Origin of the sequence: Shewanella mangrovisoli (assembly GCF_019457635.1) — a bacterium.
Classification (GTDB): domain Bacteria; phylum Pseudomonadota; class Gammaproteobacteria; order Enterobacterales; family Shewanellaceae; genus Shewanella; species Shewanella mangrovisoli.
The window spans coordinates 713498-730930 of record NZ_CP080412.1 but is presented as its reverse complement, the minus strand read 5'-3'; the positions used below and the strand labels follow the sequence as shown (position 1 = coordinate 730930).

Annotated in this window: 14 protein-coding genes and 3 tRNA genes; 8 read left to right on the top strand and 9 right to left on the bottom strand. The window is 49.3% G+C overall.

Annotation, left to right across the window (positions count from 1 at the left end; genetic code table 11):
* Nucleotides 1-9: 9 nt before the first annotated feature.
* The 4 genes from K0H60_RS03255 to orn all read right to left on the bottom strand — a co-directional run bounded on the left by K0H60_RS03255 (nt 10) and on the right by orn (nt 976).
* Nucleotides 10-85: transfer RNA gene (locus tag K0H60_RS03255), tRNA-Gly, on the bottom strand.
* 32 nt (nt 86-117) lie between these two features.
* Nucleotides 118-193 (bottom strand) — tRNA-Gly (locus tag K0H60_RS03250).
* A 44-nt stretch (nt 194-237) separates the two neighbouring features.
* Nucleotides 238-313 (bottom strand) — tRNA-Gly (locus K0H60_RS03245).
* 117 nt (nt 314-430) lie between these two features.
* Nucleotides 431-976 (bottom strand): oligoribonuclease, encoded by a 546-nt coding sequence (gene orn, locus K0H60_RS03240; protein WP_086902935.1) that lies wholly within the window; start codon nt 974-976, stop codon nt 431-433.
* Nucleotides 977-1088: 112 nt separating this feature from the next.
* Between orn and rsgA the strand changes: the two genes are divergently transcribed.
* The 5 genes from rsgA to K0H60_RS03215 all read left to right on the top strand — a co-directional run bounded on the left by rsgA (nt 1089) and on the right by K0H60_RS03215 (nt 8021).
* Entirely contained in the window at nt 1089-2153 is a 1065-nt protein-coding gene (gene rsgA / locus K0H60_RS03235) for a small ribosomal subunit biogenesis GTPase RsgA (RefSeq protein WP_220057263.1), read from the top strand.
* Between the two features lie 80 nt (nt 2154-2233).
* On the top strand, nt 2234-3112 hold the full coding sequence (gene asd / locus K0H60_RS03230) for an archaetidylserine decarboxylase (protein ID WP_011627258.1): 879 nt from the start codon (nt 2234-2236) through the stop codon (nt 3110-3112).
* Nucleotides 3113-3126: 14 nt separating this feature from the next.
* Nucleotides 3127-4011 (top strand): DMT family transporter, encoded by an 885-nt coding sequence (locus tag K0H60_RS03225; protein WP_220057262.1) that lies wholly within the window; start codon nt 3127-3129, stop codon nt 4009-4011.
* A 68-nt stretch (nt 4012-4079) separates the two neighbouring features.
* A complete protein-coding gene (locus K0H60_RS03220) occupies nt 4080-7283 on the top strand; it encodes a mechanosensitive ion channel domain-containing protein (RefSeq protein WP_220057261.1) in 3204 nt (1067 codons plus the stop codon).
* 15 nt (nt 7284-7298) lie between these two features.
* Nucleotides 7299-8021 (top strand): glycerophosphodiester phosphodiesterase, encoded by a 723-nt coding sequence (locus tag K0H60_RS03215; protein WP_220057260.1) that lies wholly within the window; start codon nt 7299-7301, stop codon nt 8019-8021.
* A gap of 23 nt (nt 8022-8044) precedes the next feature.
* On the opposite strand, the gene K0H60_RS03210 is transcribed toward K0H60_RS03215, so the two are convergent.
* Nucleotides 8045-8380 carry a DUF3392 domain-containing protein gene (locus tag K0H60_RS03210; RefSeq protein ID WP_011621386.1) on the bottom strand — a complete coding sequence of 112 codons (336 nt, stop codon included), beginning with the start codon at nt 8378-8380 and terminating at the stop codon, nt 8045-8047.
* Between the two features lie 90 nt (nt 8381-8470).
* Here K0H60_RS03210 and K0H60_RS03205 point away from each other — a divergent pair, with 90 nt between their 5' ends.
* A complete protein-coding gene (locus tag K0H60_RS03205; RefSeq protein ID WP_220057259.1) occupies nt 8471-9403 on the top strand; it encodes a D-2-hydroxyacid dehydrogenase in 933 nt (310 codons plus the stop codon).
* 159 nt (nt 9404-9562) lie between these two features.
* Here the strand turns inward: K0H60_RS03205 and K0H60_RS03200 are convergent, their stop codons facing one another.
* Nucleotides 9563-11137 carry a methyl-accepting chemotaxis protein gene (locus K0H60_RS03200; protein ID WP_220057258.1) on the bottom strand — a complete coding sequence of 525 codons (1575 nt, stop codon included), beginning with the start codon at nt 11135-11137 and terminating at the stop codon, nt 9563-9565.
* Between the two features lie 248 nt (nt 11138-11385).
* Here K0H60_RS03200 and K0H60_RS03195 point away from each other — a divergent pair, with 248 nt between their 5' ends.
* A complete protein-coding gene (locus K0H60_RS03195; RefSeq protein WP_011715776.1) occupies nt 11386-11577 on the top strand; it encodes a bacterioferritin-associated ferredoxin in 192 nt (63 codons plus the stop codon).
* Nucleotides 11578-11776: 199 nt separating this feature from the next.
* Here K0H60_RS03195 and K0H60_RS03190 read toward each other — a convergent pair whose 3' ends face one another.
* Together K0H60_RS03190 and K0H60_RS03185 are read right to left on the bottom strand one after the other, a co-directional pair.
* The gene (locus K0H60_RS03190) at nt 11777-12433 is read right to left on the bottom strand and encodes a thiopurine S-methyltransferase (RefSeq protein WP_220057257.1); all 657 of its coding nucleotides are present in this window, start codon (nt 12431-12433) and stop codon (nt 11777-11779) included.
* 107 nt (nt 12434-12540) lie between these two features.
* Nucleotides 12541-12879 carry a hypothetical protein gene (locus K0H60_RS03185; protein WP_011715774.1) on the bottom strand — a complete coding sequence of 113 codons (339 nt, stop codon included), beginning with the start codon at nt 12877-12879 and terminating at the stop codon, nt 12541-12543.
* A gap of 247 nt (nt 12880-13126) precedes the next feature.
* Here K0H60_RS03185 and K0H60_RS03180 point away from each other — a divergent pair, with 247 nt between their 5' ends.
* Nucleotides 13127-14935, top strand: a complete 1809-nt coding sequence (locus tag K0H60_RS03180; protein WP_220057256.1) for a protein kinase domain-containing protein — start codon at nt 13127-13129, stop codon at nt 14933-14935.
* 40 nt (nt 14936-14975) lie between these two features.
* On the opposite strand, the gene K0H60_RS03175 is transcribed toward K0H60_RS03180, so the two are convergent.
* Entirely contained in the window at nt 14976-17378 is a 2403-nt protein-coding gene (locus tag K0H60_RS03175) for a zinc-dependent metalloprotease (protein ID WP_220057255.1), read from the bottom strand.
* Between the last annotated feature and the right edge of the window lie 55 nt (nt 17379-17433).

Sequence of the window (17433 nt, the reverse complement as noted above, 5' to 3'; positions counted from 1 at the left end):
ATTTGTATTTGGAGCGACATATCGGGTTCGAACCGATGACCTATACCTTGGCAAGGTATCGCTCTACCAACTGAGCTAATGTCGCATTTACGTTTTAAGACTGTAACCGTCTGAAATTGGAGCGACATATCGGGTTCGAACCGATGACCTATACCTTGGCAAGGTATCGCTCTACCAACTGAGCTAATGTCGCATAATTTTGTATTTAATGACTTGGTGAATCACTAAATTTGTATTTGGAGCGACATATCGGGTTCGAACCGATGACCTATACCTTGGCAAGGTATCGCTCTACCAACTGAGCTAATGTCGCAATCACTAAATCACTTATATGAGCAGCACTTCGTGTCCGCATCAAAAAGTTGAGGCCGCATTATATGAAAAATTTATGCGGCTGCAACCCCTTCTTGCAGATTTATCTGCTGATCGGTCAAATTTTAAATACTTTGCTGCGGTAATACTGTAATTCCGCGATCGACTCTTGGATATCTTGCAGCGCTTGGTGAGTATTTTGCTTTTTGAAACCCGCCATGGTTTCTGGGCTCCAACGCTTCACTAACTCTTTTACCGTGCTCACGTCGAGATTGCGGTAATGGAAGTAGTCCTCCAGTTCACGCATATAACGATTTAAGAAGCGACGGTCCTGACCCACGCTGTTACCGCACATAGGTGAAGCGCCCTTAGGCACATATTGCTCTAAAAATGCGATGGTTTGTGCAACCGCTTGTGCTTCATTCACTTGGCTAGCACGCACTCTATCTATCAGACCCGATTCACCGTGGTGTTTTTGGTTCCAATCATCCATGGCCGCCAGCACATCATCCGATTGATGAATAGCAATCACAGGCCCCTGACCGATAATATTGAGTTCTTGGTCTGTTACTAAGGTAGCAATTTCAATGACTCTATCGACATCGGGTTCTAACCCTGTCATTTCGAGATCGATCCAAATGAGATTATTCGCGTCCGCCGCCATAATTCAGCCTTATCATGTCAGTTAGCCTAAATTCAGGCTTTTTTATTCAAGAGCGTGTATCATACTGCTTTTTTCAGACACAAAAAATCATCTAATTGACGAAGACAAATCAGTGAGTAAAAAGAAACCCCTAAGCCAAGGCCAATTACGCCGTATGCGCGCCAATCACGAGAAACGCCTCAATCGTGACCATGGTGATAAAAATGCGCCTGAGTTACAGGATAGCTCACTCGGCCCAGAACAGAGCGGAACCGTGATCTCCCGCTTTGGCCAACATGCCGATATTGAAACCGAAGATGGCCAAATCGTGCGCTGCAATATTCGCCGCACCATTAAGAGCTTAGTCACCGGCGATAAAGTGATTGTACGCCTCGCCATTGAAACCCAAGCCAACAGTGGCATTGCCGGCATTGTTGAAGCGGTACACCCAAGACGCTCTTCCCTCTCGCGTCCCGACTTATACGATGGCGTGAAAATTATCGCCTCGAATATCGACCAAATTTTGATTGTGTCTTCGGTATTGCCTAGCTTTACCACCCAGATTATCGACCGCTACTTAGTGGCAGCCGAAGACACGGATATTCCACCGATCATCATTTTGAATAAAATTGATCTGCTAACGCCAGAAGAAACCCCCGCCATCGAAGCCGCCTTAAAGCGCTACGAAGCCATCGGTTATCCCGTGTATAAGGTCAGCAGTAAATTAGGCGAAGGCTTAGATACCATTAAAGCCCTGCTGAAAGATAAAGTGAGCGTATTTGCCGGTCAGTCTGGTGTAGGTAAATCTTCACTGGTCAATGCCTTACTGCCCGAAGCCGAATTACTGGTGGGCGATGTCTCCGACAACTCGGGGCTGGGTCAACACACGACCACCACGGCTAAGTTGCTGCATTTACCCAGCGGTGGTGATTTAATCGATTCCCCCGGTGTGCGCGAATTTGCCCTCTGGCACTTACCCGCCCAACGTGTCGGTTGGTGTTTTATCGAATTTAGAGACTTTTTAGGTGGCTGCAAATTCCGCGATTGTAAGCATGGCGATGACCCTGGCTGCGCCTTAAAAGCCGCCGTCGATGCGGGTAAAATTAGCGAAGATCGCTTTAATAACTACCATCGAATTATCGCAAGTCTAGATGAGCAGCGCCATGCACGGCATTTTCGTGCCCAAAGCGATGAATAACTAACGCCATCGTTTCGCATAAAATTAACGTAAAACAAGTCTCAACCTAAGTTGAGCAACATAAAGGAAAGGAACATAAATTGGATAAAGTTAAAATTGCGCTGCAGTACATGCTGCCAAAGCACCTGTTATCTCGCTTAGTCGGTAAACTTGCCGCTTCCGAAGCTGGCGCATTAACGACTGCCGCGATTAAATGGTTTATCAAACAATATAAAATCGATATGAGCGAAGCGGCTCAGAGCGAACCCGAAGCCTATAAAAGCTTCAACGACTTTTTTACCCGTGCACTTAAGCCTGGTATTCGCCCAATTAATACTGCGGCCAACATCATGGTGCACCCGGTTGATGGTGCCGTTAGCCAACTCGGCCCCATCAAGGATGGTCGTATTTTCCAAGCTAAAGGCCATCACTATTCTTCACTCACCCTACTGGGCGACCAAGCCGAAGATGCTAAACGCTTCGAAGGTGGGGATTTTGCGACCATTTATCTGGCTCCCAAGGATTATCACCGCATCCATATGCCGATTAAGGGCACATTGTCGAAGATGACCTATGTGCCGGGTGAACTGTTTTCCGTTAACCCCTTAACGGCGCGCCATGTGCCAGGCCTATTTGCTCGCAACGAACGTGTTGTAGCAATTTTTGAAACCGAACTTGGCCCGCTAGCTATGGTATTAGTAGGTGCGACCATTGTGGCCAGTATTGAAACCGTGTGGGCAGGCACTATTACGCCGCCAACGGGTAAGCAAGTGTTCACATGGGAATACCCAACAGTAGGTCCAGACGCCATTACCTTAGATAAAGGCGAAGAAATGGGCCGCTTCAAGCTTGGCAGTACCGTCGTCATGCTGTTTGCCAAAGATGCTATCGACACCTTCGCCGAAGGCGTTGAGCCCGAGGCCGTAACGCGTATGGGTCAAGCCTTTGCTAATCTGAAAAATCAGGCGTCAGCCGACTAACTACGGCGACCCAATTGAGCCAGACCGCTAAACCTTCGGGATTAATCGAATTACACTTAGCTGTGCTGATGTTTGGCGGCACAGCTTTGTTTTCAAAGTTAATCCCCTTAAGCGCACTCGATATCACCTTTTTACGATGTGTGGTCGCGGCCTTGGTGTTGGCATTACTCATCAAATTCCGCGGTAAATACTTAAGCCTTGCCAGCAAACAGGATTATCTGGTGGCTATCGGCTTAGGCGTGATAGTCAGCTTACACTGGGTTACCTACTTTGCCGCGATGCAACTCTCATCGGTCGCCATCGGCATGATTGCCTTCTTCACCTACCCGGTGATGACAGTCATTGCCGAGCCGTTATTAACAGGCAATAAAATCAAGCTGATGGATATTATCAGCGGTGTTTTAGTGCTGATAGGCGTGGTGCTATTGATCCCCGAAGCCAATCTTGGCAACGATACAACCCTAGGGATTGCGGTCGGAATTGTCTCGGCGATGTTATTTACCGCCCGCAACCTGCTGCAAAAACGCTATTTTTCTCAATATAGCGGCCCCCACGCCATGTTTTATCAGACCTTAGTGGCGGCAGTATTTCTTATGCCTTGGCATCAAACCGAGTTACGGACTATCTCCCTCGAGACCTGGGGCTTGATAGTGCTGCTCGGAGTGGTGTTTACCGCCGCGCCCCATGCGTTATTCACCTCGGCATTACGCCAATTAAGCGCTAAAACCGTCGGGTTAGTCTCCTGCCTACAACCCTTCTACGGAGCCATGTTGGCATTAGTGATCTTAGGCGAAGCGTTGAATCTCAACACCCTGATAGGCGGAACCATCATAGTCGCCACCGCCATCTTCGAAACCCATCAATCGCACCAGTCACAACGGCGAAAAAAGAACGCTTGAAACATACCAATCTTGGCCTAAGTTGGCTAAGATGAGTGCGTCTTTCGCCCCTAATTGCTTTTGCTTATATGCCACGTATTTTATTGTTCGTTATTGCTTTTTTGTCTTTTTCTCTCCATGCCAATTCGCCACTGCAATTGGACAAGCGCCTTGGCCTAAACAACCAAAATCAGCAACAAAATATTAGCATTGACGATCAAATTGTTGAGCTTAAAAACAACATCGACAGACTGGCAGCGAATGCGAGCAGTTTTCAGCAGGCGCAGCTGGATTTTGAAGAAAACAAAAAAGTCATCGACCACGGTTTAAAAGAGGCCGCTAAGCCCTTAAAGCTGGATAAAACCACAGATCTAAACCAGCAAGCCTCGATGGCTTATTTACGGCTGTCGGAATTAAAAGAGAGCGAAACCGCCCTCGGCAATCAAGTCAGCGAACTGTTACAGCGCCACAATCTGCTGCCCTCCGTCATCGCCAACGCTAGGCAGAATGTGCTGCAAAATAAGAAAACCGAATTAGCCCCGCTGGATACGCCTGCCGGCGAGTTACAGCAAACACAGCGAGTTTTCTTCGAGCAAAGCCTAGCCACCAATGAGGCCGAGCTTGCCAGCAGCCAAAAGCGCATCGAACTCACCCAGCTCCAGTTACAATTGGTTCGCCAACAATTAAGCCAGCAAGAAGCCTTTATTGAAACCATCAATAAGGCGATGAATAAACAGCGTCAGCAACAAACCGATGCAACCTTGGCGAAGAATTTAGTCGATACCGCCAAGGTCGTGGATCCAGTGACCCGCAATATTGCCGACACTAACCAGATCTACGGCCAAAAACTCCAAACCTTAACCTTGCAAATCAACAACGTGGTTGAGCAGCAAGAACAGGCCGAGCTGCAATATCAATCCCAAGCCAAACAGCTGGCGAATATCCAAGAGCAAATCACTTGGGTCAAAATGAACTCCGCCTTTGGCGAGCGTTTTTTGCAGATGTTGCAATCTCTGCCTAAGCCGCCAAATCATGAGAAGCTGCAAACGCTGATCGCCGATGCTCGCCTCGATAGATATCACCTCGAGCAACAACAGGCACTTAACGAGCAAGAGTTAGAACAGACCAACCTCTACAACGAAGGGCAGATTAAACTACTGCGCTCACAACAGGCGCTGCTGACGCAGTTGATGCAGAGTTATGACCAATATTTGAGTGAACTCGGCAAACTCAAAGTCAATTATCAGCAACTTAGTCAGCAGCATCTGACCTTAAAAAATACCCTCAACGAGCACCTGTTTTGGGTGCCCAACGCCGCGAGCATCAATAAACTCTGGCTCACCGACTTGCAGCGTAGCGCCCTGTGGTTAGTGCAAGAGGCGCAGTGGGGACAATTGGGTAAAGCCTGGCAGGAGCAGAATGACTACTGGTCATGGTGGATAATTCTATTGGTGCTCTGCTTAGTGATCCAAGATTTAATCCGGCCTAAGTTCAAACGCTTACTCACCCACTATGTCACCTACGTGGGTAATGTGACGCAGGATAAATTTATCTACACCTTTAAATCCTTAGTCCTCAGCCTAGGCTATGCCCTGATTAAACCGCTCCCCATAGTGGCGGCAGGGTGGATTTTCTATCAATCCGAACGTAACTTTGTGCAGGCCGTCGGCATGGGGATTTTAGCGATAGGATTAGTTTACCTATTGTATCGCTTGATATTTATCCTCGCCCTCGACAAAGGGGTCTTAGTCGGCCACTTCAAACGCCCCTCAAAACTCATCCAAGCAGGTCAGCTCAGGCTCAAACACTTTGTGTTTGTCGCCAGCCCCCTGCTCGGCATTATGGGCTTTACCGAAGTCCTCGACGCATCCCTTATCCGCAATAGTATTGGCCGCGGCGCATTTATCTGTTTTTGCGTGGTGTTATTCTTGTTATACAAGGATATCTTGGTGCTAAGCCGCCAGAATAGCGACACCCAGAAAGACGGCAAAAACAAACGCCTTATTCAAAAAATGCTCTGGGCATTGCTGATTTCAGTCCCACTGCTGAGTGCCGTACTGGCCTTTAGGGGTTACTACTTCACCGCCTTCCAAATGTTGTTGCAGTTACAACTGTCCATCGTATTGGGATTAAGTTTCCTGCTGCTTTATCAGTTAATTAAACGTTGGATGCTCATCGAGCGCCGCCGCATCGCCTTCGATCGCGCCAAGGCCAAACGGGCAGAAAGGCTAGCGCTGCGGGAAAAGGGCGAGACTCACCACGTCTCTAGCGATGGCCTAGATACCTACGAAGAGCCGGTCGTCGACCTCGAAACTATTTCGAGCCAGTCCCTCGGCTTAGTGCGCTCCCTATTGCTATTGGCGTTTTTAGCCAGCTTGATTGGCCTGTGGACGCAAACCCATACTGCGCTATTTTCCTTCTTAGATGGCATCACCCTCTGGACGACAAATACCAGCGTCAATGGCGTCGAGCAGCAGCTGCCTATCACTATGAAATCGCTGTTATTGGGCTTAGTCATCGTTGGCTTCTCGCTGATGATTGCGACCAATTTACCCGGTCTGCTCGAGCTGATGATCCTACAACGGCTCGATTTAACACCCGGCACCGGCTTTGCCATCACCACAGTAAGCCGTTATTTAGTAGTGTTTTTAGGTCTACTGATTGGCTTTTCGAATCTCGGGATGGAATGGTCAAAACTGCAATGGTTGATTGCCGCTTTGTCACTGGGTCTAGGTTTTGGTTTACAGGAGATTTTTGCCAACTTTATCTCGGGCCTGATTATTCTGTTCGAAAAACCAGTGCGTATTGGCGATACGGTGACGATCCGCGACTTAACGGGAACAGTGAGTAAAATCCAGATCCGTGCCACCACCATTATCGACTGGGACAGAAAGGAAATTATCATTCCGAACAAGGCCTTTATTACCGAGCAATTGATTAACTGGTCACTGTCGGACCCCATCACTCGGGTGATAGTGCATGTGTCGGTTGCCCGCGATTCGGATCCAGCCAAAGTCGAGGCAACTCTGTATCAAGCGGTGCAGGAATGCGAAGATGCGCTGCCTAATCCAGAGCCAGAGGTTTGGTTTGCAGGCTTTGGTAAACATACCCAAGATTACGAAGTACGTGCCTATGCAAAAGAGATGTCGGCCCGCTGGCCGCTACGCCACGATCTGCATAAACGCATCACCCGTAAACTTAAAGAAAACAACTTAGAACTCGCCTATCCGCAAATGGAAATCCATCTTAAAAATGGCCAGACTCGCGATCAGGTCGGCATAATCCGCAGTTAATAGGACGAAAATCAGATGCTTATTTTTGCTCACCGTGGTGCCAGCGGTTATGTGGCGGAAAATACCTTAGCCGCCATGGCCAAGGCCATTGAGTTAGGTGCCACAGCCATTGAGCTGGATGTGCATAATGTCGAAGGTGAGTTAGTGGTATTTCACGACCGCAGACTCGACAGTAAGAGCTCGGGCCAAGGTATCATCCATTTGGTCAATAAAGGGTATTTGGACACAGTCACAGTCAAAGGCGAGCCCATTCCCACGCTCTGGCAAGTGCTCGAACTGGTTGCTGGGCGCGCCACAATCAACATCGAACTGAAAGGGGTGAATACGGTAGCCCCGCTACTCGCGCTTTATCCAAAGGCCATCGCCGAGCTGGGGTTCAGCGCAGAGCAATTGCTGATCTCATCCTTCAATCATCCCTATTTACAGCAAGTCAAACAGGCGTTGCCACAGGCATTAGTGGCGCCCTTACTTGCCAGTATTCCCCTCGATGGTGCAGCGGTGGTGAGCGAGCTAAACGCCTATTCCCTGCATTTAGATGTGAGTTTTATCAGCAAGGCCCTAGTAGATGATGCCCACCAGCGGGGCGCTAAGGTGTATGTTTATACCGTCGATCATCGCGATGATATCCATGCTCTTCAGCAGTTGGGTGTCGATGGGATCTTTAGCAATTTCCCCGACCGCGCCATGCAGGCGCTGTTGCAACCCAACAATACGGATTACTGCGGCTACTTCGAATAATCCCTTGGCGTGGATTTATCGGCTTAGGCTTGGCTATTTCGCTGCGCCCAATAGCCGATAAAAATAAACATGGCGACGATCAGCAAGAACATCCAATGGGATGGCATGGCAACGATTTGCCTTGCCACCCAGGGCGTAGCTTTGACGATCAGCAGTCCGTAGCCAAAGGCATTCACAATAATAAAAACAAAGGTTCGCAGGATAAACGAATGGCCCAGTAAATGCCGTCTGAGGATACGATTCACATCGGCTGAGAACACTAAAATCAAACACACGACCATGGCCGTGGCGATATCGAAGGACCAAGGACGAAGCATATTTCCTAAATGGCCAATAATGGCGACTAACTGATCAAACATAATCACTCAACCTAAAATGACGCTGCAAAATCAAAACAACTACAGCAGCATATTGAAAAATAACGACAACCAAGCATAAAGGGAGACGACATGGGGCACAAGTTACTCTTACTGACGAAGGCGAATGAGCAGTATCGCCAGCTTATTGAGGCGCAGCAGTTGCCAGGGCTTGAGTTGCTCGATGATAATCCCGCGAGTATTGCAGAGGCCAACATTTGGCTTGCCGAGCCTAAGCTTGCCGCGCCGCTGCTGCCCCATGCCAAACAGCTAAAATGGCTGCAATCCAGTTTTGCGGGTATTGATGCCCTGATGGGGCCTAGAGCAAGAAAAGATTATCAACTCACTAACATTAAAGGCATTTTCGGCCCCTTGATGAGTGAGTATCTGTTTGGATACCTGCTCGCCCACGTGCGAGGACACCAGTTCTACCAAGCGCAGCAGCGGCAAAAATCTTGGCAAGTGCAAAGTGCTACGCGCAGCAGCTTGCAAGGGATGCGATTATTACTCCTAGGCACAGGCTCCATCGCCCAACATGTAGCCAAAACCGCCAAGCACTTCGGCATGCATGTTACAGGAATAAACCGTAGCGGCCGAGAGGTCGACGGCTTTGATGTGATCCAGCCGCTCTCGCAGCTCGCACTATGCTTAAGCCAAAGCGATGTAGTGACCAATTTACTGCCCAGCACCCCAGACACACGTTTGCTGCTAAATGCAGACATGCTCGCCAAACTCAAAGCCGATGCGATTTTAGTGAATGTAGGCCGTGGTGATGTACTCGACCTCGATGCCCTCAATACTCAGCTGATTGCGCGTCCTGCGCAGCAGGCCATTCTCGATGTGTTCACGCAGGAGCCACTCCCAGCGAGCCATCCGATTTGGGAAAGACCTAACGCCATCATCACGCCCCATATCTCGGCGCCGAGTCATCCAGAGCAAATCGTGCGTATTTTTAGCGACAACTATCGCCGCTATATCGCAGCTGAGCCGCTACAAAATCAGGTCGATTTTATTCAGGGTTATTAGTCGAGATAAATAGTTAAAGATAACGAATCCCTACAGTCACTCAGACAAAAACAAAAGGCAATCGGAGTGCTGATTGCCTTTCGATTAAGCCACTCTCTAATTAAGCCACTATCTAATTAAGCCGCTAACTAATTAAGTCACTCACGATTGCGACAAAGGTTAGACTTTAAAACTGCGCTTTAAAAACTGTCCGACTAGCACAGTATGGGAGTTCATCTCGCCTATCACTTCATCATTAAGGCTCACCATTTCGCAACCGAGTTGATGGCTGGAATGGGTAAATTGCGACACATTCACCACACTGCGATTCATCTCATTCGCCACGCTCGATTGCTCCTCCACCGCACTGGCAATATGGTGGGTCATATCGGTAATGGTAGTGATCGCTTCACGTATGGTACGCAGCGCCGCGCCCGCAAGATCCGCCGTCGTAATACATTCGCCAGCCGCATCCACACCCTCTTGCATGCTGCGCACCGCCTTGTGAGTTCCTTGTTGTAACAGGTTGATCATAGTGTGGATTTCTTTGGTGGCATCATGAGTACGCTGCGCTAACGCCCGCACCTCATCGGCAACCACGGCAAAGCCCCGCCCCTGTTCGCCCGCCCGCGCCGCTTCAATCGCAGCGTTGAGCGCCAGTAAGTTCGTTTGCTCGGCAATACCTTGGATCACATCCAGCACTCTGCCTATATCCCGGCTATGCCCTTCTAACTCAGTGATCACCTGCGAGGTTTCCTGCAACTGCTGCGCCATTGCCTGAATCGACTGAATAGTACTGACAACGGTTTTATCGCCGTTGATTGTCTGCTGTGACGCCATCTGTGACGCACTCGCCGCATCGGCGCAATTTGAGGACATATCCCCTAGAGTTGCCGTCATCTGCTGCATGGCCGTGGCGACTTGTTCAATCTCGGCCAATTGTGACTGGCTTGTCCCTTGAATTTCTTCACCTTTAGCCGCAGAGATTTTCGCTTGCTGACTGACGTTATCACAGGAATCGCGCGCGCGGCCGAGCACGGATTTAAGCTCTGAATTTTGCATTTGCAGCGCGAGATCGATAGCCCCTAAATCGTCGGATTGCCCCGTATAAATGTGTGCCATCAAAGGGTTGTCGTAGATTTTCTTCGCTTTAGCGACCAACGTCCGATAGCGGCCTAGGATCAGATTGCCGCCGATAAACAGCGCGAGTGCACTAATGGCGAGTCCCACAAATCCCACCACTCCAATCTGCAGCGCCAAATACAACATGGGCAATAGAGCAACCAAGACGAGCAATGCCAACTTAGTCGGCATCTCTAAGGTGCGTTTTAGCGCCTTAACTTGACCGTTTTTATTTAACTCGGCGTAGGCCGCTTCTGCTCTGTTGATCTGTTCACGGCTGGGTTTAGTACGTACCGACTGAAACTCGGCCACCTGACCATTCACCACAATCGGCGACACATAGGCATCGACCCAATAATGGTCACCATTAGCGCAGCGGTTTTTGACTATGCCTTTCCAAGGCTCACCCTTACGGATTGTTTTCCAAAGATCTTCAAAAGCTTGGGGTGGCATATCGGGGTGACGCACCATATTGTGGGGCTGGCCCAACATGGCACTGAGCTCATATCCCGCAACGGTACAAAATGAGGGATTGGCATAGGTAATATGACTTTGGGTGTCGGTCGTCGACAACAAAATCCAATCCGCTGGATAGTCGTATTCCCGCTGTGTGACTGGTAAATTCTTTCTCATGATAACCCTTGGATTTATTGTGAATTTATTATTCCATCGTCCATGAGTTATCCATCCTTGATCGTGTCCAATGATCCATTACCGCTAAAATCATCTCTCCTTTTCCCGCCTCCAGAACTCTGAGCATAGCCTAGAAAATGTGCGATGAGTAACAAAATAGATAACCAACACAACAAGTACACCATTAGGATTGCATTTGATAAGCGTTTTCATTTAGAATTAGCTCAATTCGTTTTGGAGTCGAAAAAATGTACGTTTGTCTCTGCCATGCCATCACAGATACGCAAATCAAAAACGCGGTAAGTCAGGGCGACTCTAGCCTTGCTGACGTTAAAAAGCGTTTAGGCGTTGCCGATCAATGCGGTAAGTGCGCCAGAATGGCCGTACAAATTATTCAGAACCAATTAGAAATTGAACCTAATTACTACGAAGTTGCTTAACTTCGAGCCTCCTGCTCTTTTTCTGTCAAACTACATCTGTATTTCAATTCTTGTTCCTTGAGCGAGGCACTCGCCTTAAGCGGGCTACCGCAAATCTCAGCACATACACCTATTTTGCGATAATCATATGACCCCTTAATGACACATCCCACTCAGCCCAAAAGCATAAATGCTTTGAGCTCAATGGGATGCAATCTGATTATCTGCGTCTTAATAGATAAGCCGCTTCATTCAGCCAAGGAACTTCTTTCTTAACAAACCTTGGGTTGTCCGCAAGCACGTCCTGACAATCCAAGAGTTGGATGTCAAAATCGTCACTTAAATGGGTCTCCACCCAAGTCGGCGACACCGCAAAAGGCGGCCCACTTAAGGCCTCCTGCGGGTAATCGAGAGTCACTAATAAACCTACGCTGCCCTGTGGCAATAACTGCGCTAATTGCTTGGCGTATTGCGCCCGCATGCACTCTGGCCAAGCAATCAAGGCGGCGCGATCATAAAAACCACTCACCTTGGCTGTAATAGACACAGGCAAAGTGAAGATATCCCCTTGATATAAACTGACCTGCTCTGTGTGATAATGCTGATGCTCACCCAGCGCGCTTTGCTGCATAGGTAATTGGTTATCTTCAAAAAACTGCTGCACCGCGATTTCATTTAACTCACAACCAATCACCTGATGCCCCTGTTCGGCTAAAAAGCACATATCTAAAGATTTGCCACACAGGGGAACGAAGACTTGCGCCTCGGCGGGCAATGCCAAGGTATGCCAATACTTTACGAGAAAGGGATTGATATCTTGCTGGTGAAAACCAATCAGCTGTTGCTGCCACTTCTCATGCCAAAAACCGGGTTCCATAGGTATATCTCAAATGACTAAAGTTATCCTTACTCTAATGGCATTCACGGGTGGATGCAAAATCTCAGATACCGTAAGTTAATCATAGAGATGTAAACAGTTAATGACTAAGCCAATGCCGTTTGTACCCGGCGCAGCCAAACGCAATTGTCACACTGGCATTGGCGGCGCGACAAATGGTGCGGGCTTAAGGAAGAGTCGATAAAGTCAACGGCAATTAGCAACTGCTGCTTAAGTTCGGCGACGGATTTTTGCTCGACGGCTACCAGCTCATCGTTCTGGTTCATCCAAATACATTCCATGCCCTGGTGGCAAGTGAGACACTGCTCATCGCGATCATTAAAAAATACCGCATGTGGACAATGGGTCACTTCCATTGACTGCAAAATTCGCTTACGCGGAAACTCTAACAACTCGATCAATAAAGCCTTATCTGGGGCGGGCATATGCCCTCCTTTCATCCACTTTGTCCACGGGAAATTTAACAAAAATGTATCCCATCCAATGTGCTTAAGATTACCTAGACTCCATACGATTTAACTTGATATAAATCAAAGTCAGCGACGAAATGATGGGATAGGTAAGCCCTAAAAATCACAAGTTTATCGCAGGCAACACCAGTCACAGCATCCTAAGCCGATTTGCTTATCTGCCTCGCTTACTGTTTAAATAACCAAAACAAGGAATCGCGCATTGCAAACACCCCAACTACAACATTTTTACATTTCCGAAGAGCAATCCATTTACTTGCTCAAAGCCAACGATGCCCGTAAGCACAAGGCGTGGATCCGTTTATGTAAACAACAATTAAGTAAGTTGGGTTATCGCGACATTGAGTTTATCGGTAAGGGCGCTTACGGCTTTGTGTTTGCGGGAATTAATCAAGCCGACGAAGCCCACGTATTTAAATTCTCGAGAATTAATCTGCCGCAGCATATTCAAGACCGCTTAGAGGAAGAAGCCTTTATGCTGTCCTTGCTCAAACACCCCAACATTCCGAGGGCTATCAAATTTGAGCGGGTTGGTAAACAAGGGATCTTAGTTATGGAGCGGGCAAAGGGCGAAGATCTCGAGCAGCTTTGCCGCCGCTTAGGCGCCCTGCCCCCCGCCATGGTGATGAGCATTGCCCGCCAACTGGCCGATATTCTCTACTATCTGCGCACGGGTAAACCCTTAGTGCATGGCGACATCAAGCCTTCAAATCTTGTCTATGATATTGAAAGCCAACATTTATCCTTAATCGACTGGGGCTCTGCGGTATTTGCGCAACGGGATGAACATAACAAGGCCGTTGAAGACAACGTGATGACGTTGATGTCGAGCGATCAGCAGCACACTAATGCCCGCATGGGAGACGTGTATTTTATCGGTGAAGAGCAGCTAAATGGCGCGCTCTCAAGCCCGCGTTTCGACGAGCAAGGCGTGGCGGCGACCTTGTATGCCTTGGCCTCAGGACAGGCAAGTCGCTTCGGCGCACAGGTGATCCCGCCCACCAGCATAGGCTTACCTATGGAATTGGCTCGCACCTTGGAGGGCATGCTCAGTAGCGATGCCGTGCAGCGCAATCTGGCGGGGGATTATTTTCTCAAAAGCATGCGCCACAGCCATAGAATCCATTTACCCGAGCTACCCAAAACCGAACTGCTGGGCGAAATCCCTGTCTGGGTGCAATCCCGCGAGAAAGATGTCGAAACCGTCAGTTACAGCTCGCGCAAATCCTTTTTAAAGGAACATAACGCCCAGGATCCCATCGCTAAGATGGATGACATCCAGCTCGAAAAATACTATCGCAACTTCTTAGCCGGCATGGGCGATACTGAAAAAGGTTTTATCGCCGCCGTGGGTCGCCTCGGCCAATACCCCATAGTGGGCGGCCTTGCCATCCATTGGCAAGAAACCGGCGTGTTTATCGACTCCAACCTCGCCATTTACGATGCTAAACAAAAGAGTGCGCTCATCATCGCCGTCAATAATATGGTGACGCTCGCGCGGGGAATTAAGCGTATCGGGGTGTTTAAGGCCTGCTTCTTTAACGCTAGGGATACGCTGCATATCGAGCGCGAAAACACCAGCGAACCCTTTGTCGCCAGCGCTGATTTGCAACTGCCCTTCGAGGTGGGTGATGTGCCGACCCTCGAAGATAAATCGCGGCTGCACTCTTACTTTGAAGACGGTAAGGATCCGGACGAAAACCTCGAATTACCGAGTGAAATCATGGAAGAATTGGCGCGTATCAACCAAATCCACCACACGGGCTGCATCATTTTTGAGGCCCTGCCGAATCACTTAAAGATCCACAGTTACTTAAAACTGCTCAACCCGCGCAAACAGGCGGCGTTTCGCGCCAGCCTCGACCGCATTTTGCATTATGTGGGTAAAATTCAAGGTCATGGGGTATCGGGCTTTATGAAACTGCCCTATAAAAATACCCGTCGCTTTACCCATATTGAACGTAAAGCCGAGCATTATTATCCTAGAAACCCAAAAGAAATAGGCGCATAACGAATCACCTCGTTAGCGCCTATGATGTTGAAAAACAAACTTAGATAGGTGAACCCGGCGGCAATCTCAAGGGTTTAGGAATGAGTTTGCTGTTAGCATCCGTCAGCCCAACACTCAGCCCCTGTTGCAACCAAGTATAGTGGGAGGCCACCTTGGCATTCGCGCGATTGGCTTTGGCTTTAAGCTGTTTCATCACAAATTGAGCGCGTTCGTAAATAGCCGCCTTCACCTCTGCCGAGGTTTGCGGATCGTGATAGGCAGACAAGAGTTCATCAATCACCACCGCATTCACCCGCATCCACACTCCTTCGATCAGAGCGAGTTTATCTTCTTGATAAAGGGTCGCGGCAAACAGCTTATTGAGTAAGGTTTCGACCGAGAGCTGCTCATTATCCGCCATCGCCCCTTGGCTGACGCGATTTAAGCGCTGCGGCATCAATAACTGACCCACGGTATGGCGCGCTAACACTTCCGCCATGCCGAGGGGATCGCTCACCACCCCAAGCCCTGATTCGAAGGACTCACGCGTCGCTTGATAATTCCCCGCTTTAGGCACCAGCGTATCGAGTAAGGTTTGCGGAACCGTTAAGCTGGCCGCATCTAAGGTGCTGAGCAACGCATCGAGGGCCGACAATTGTAACTGCGGCGCGATATAGCTCCAGCGAGCGCCCTCGCCGACGGATAGATAGTTGTAGTCTGTACCGCCAATAAACTTACTGACCGCATCAATTTGGTAACGGCTAAGTAAATAGATAGGCACAAAGGTATCGGCTAATTCACCCTGTGGCTCACCCGGCAACAGTGCCGTGCTGCTAAAACCTTCGATGGCCTTAGCGCGAATACGGTTCAAATCCAGTAGCTGCGCGATAGGGTCATCACCGCTATCCCATAGGCTGGCATAGGCTTGGCTGGCATCTTTCTGGCGCGAATCGGCTTCGCCAATATAGCGCAGCCCTTTGCGGGCCACTTCGGCCAGCAACTGATTTTGCAGCGCCTGCTGAGCGGTGGCATCGCCTTCATCGCTATAGCCGTACGCGATAGCAAAGTTATCCCATGGTCCGACACCTACGCCATAGGGTGCTGATATATCAATGTCATTACCTTTCAGCAGGATCTTAGGATGGGGATAATCCATCACAGAGGCATCCTGATTAGTCGAGGCGGCAAAGTTATGATCTAAGCCTAAGGTATGGCCGACCTCATGGGCTGCGAGTTGCCGAATACGCGCTAAGGCTAAGTCATTAGCCGCTTGCTCGGCGGCGCCTCTATCACGCCAACCTGCGGTTAAGCCTTTGGCAATCAAGTAATCTTGGCGCCCCCGTAAGCTACCTAAAGTCACTTGGCCTTTGATGATTTCACCGGTGCGCGGATCGGTTAACGCCGCGCCGTAGGACCATCCACGCGTGGCGCGGTGTACCCACTGGATCATGTTGTAGCGAATATCCTGCGGATCGGCATCGGGTGGCAAGAGTTCAACCTTAAAGCCGTTGATAAATCCCGCTTGGCTGAAGGCCGTTTCCCACCAGCGTGCGCCATCGAGCAGCGCCGAGCGGATTGGCTCAGGCACGCCAGGGTCGAGGTAATAGGTGATGGGCTTAACTACTTCGCTGGGCGCAGGACCAGGATTCACCTTTTGCAGACGGTGGCGCAAAATAAATCGTTGTACCAGTGGCGCCGAAAACGGCGTGGCATAGTCACGATACTCATCGGATAAATAGCCGCTCATGGGATGATAGGCGCGAGCTTGATAGCCCTCCTCGGGCAATTCGACAAAGGAATAGCGCATCCGTACCGACATTAAAGTGCCATCGGGCGTGACCTTAGCCACTTGTTCACCCGCCGCATCGGCTTTGAAGGTAAGCTGCACATCGACATCGCTATTCTTTTCAAAGGATTTCACCCCAGCGGGTAAAATCGCCGAGCGGGTTAAATCGAGGCGATAACTCCCCTGCCCAGTATGTTGCAGTACGCTGGCAACACCGTGTAAATCATTGAGCACCAACTCACTGATCGCCACCATATCTGGCTTACCGTCGAGTAATTTACCCTGCCACAATACCGAATCGGCAAAGGCCTCATTCACTGCGCGTTTTTCGGCGGCATCTTGAGTATTAGCGCGATACTGAGTGTTCAGCTGCTTAAGCTGGATGTAGGGACCTTGGCGCTCAAACTGCACCATGCGGGTTTGGCCTAATTGACCACGGTCGAGACCGATATCGTTAGAACCGACCCCTTCAGGCAGGCTAGTCACCAAGAGAAAAGGTTGATTTAAGCGGCTCACCTCGAGGTATAACTCGCCCTCGCTTGGCTCATAGTAAAGATTAAGAAATCCCTTAGCGGCTTGGCTCTGCTTAACAACTTTAGTGCTCGGTAAATTCGCAGCGACGCTCAGCGCGGGTAAACCTAAGAGTAGGATGGCGAGGGCTAGGCTATGGGGTTTCATCTTTCCTCCTGATTAGGCTGTCTACGTGGTCATGTTACACAAAACTAAACCACGC

Coding starts and splice junctions, on each gene's coding strand:
- orn (WP_086902935.1), bottom strand. CDS start 976: ATGGCGGCGGACGCGAATAATCTCATTTGGATCGATCTCGAAATGACA.
- K0H60_RS03220 (WP_220057261.1), top strand. CDS start 4,080: ATGCCACGTATTTTATTGTTCGTTATTGCTTTTTTGTCTTTTTCTCTC.
- K0H60_RS03215 (WP_220057260.1), top strand. CDS start 7,299: ATGCTTATTTTTGCTCACCGTGGTGCCAGCGGTTATGTGGCGGAAAAT.
- K0H60_RS03210 (WP_011621386.1), bottom strand. CDS start 8,380: ATGTTTGATCAGTTAGTCGCCATTATTGGCCATTTAGGAAATATGCTT.
- K0H60_RS03205 (WP_220057259.1), top strand. CDS start 8,471: ATGGGGCACAAGTTACTCTTACTGACGAAGGCGAATGAGCAGTATCGC.
- K0H60_RS03200 (WP_220057258.1), bottom strand. CDS start 11,137: ATGAGAAAGAATTTACCAGTCACACAGCGGGAATACGACTATCCAGCG.
- K0H60_RS03195 (WP_011715776.1), top strand. CDS start 11,386: ATGTACGTTTGTCTCTGCCATGCCATCACAGATACGCAAATCAAAAAC.
- K0H60_RS03190 (WP_220057257.1), bottom strand. CDS start 12,433: ATGGAACCCGGTTTTTGGCATGAGAAGTGGCAGCAACAGCTGATTGGT.
- K0H60_RS03185 (WP_011715774.1), bottom strand. CDS start 12,879: ATGCCCGCCCCAGATAAGGCTTTATTGATCGAGTTGTTAGAGTTTCCG.
- K0H60_RS03175 (WP_220057255.1), bottom strand. CDS start 17,378: ATGAAACCCCATAGCCTAGCCCTCGCCATCCTACTCTTAGGTTTACCC.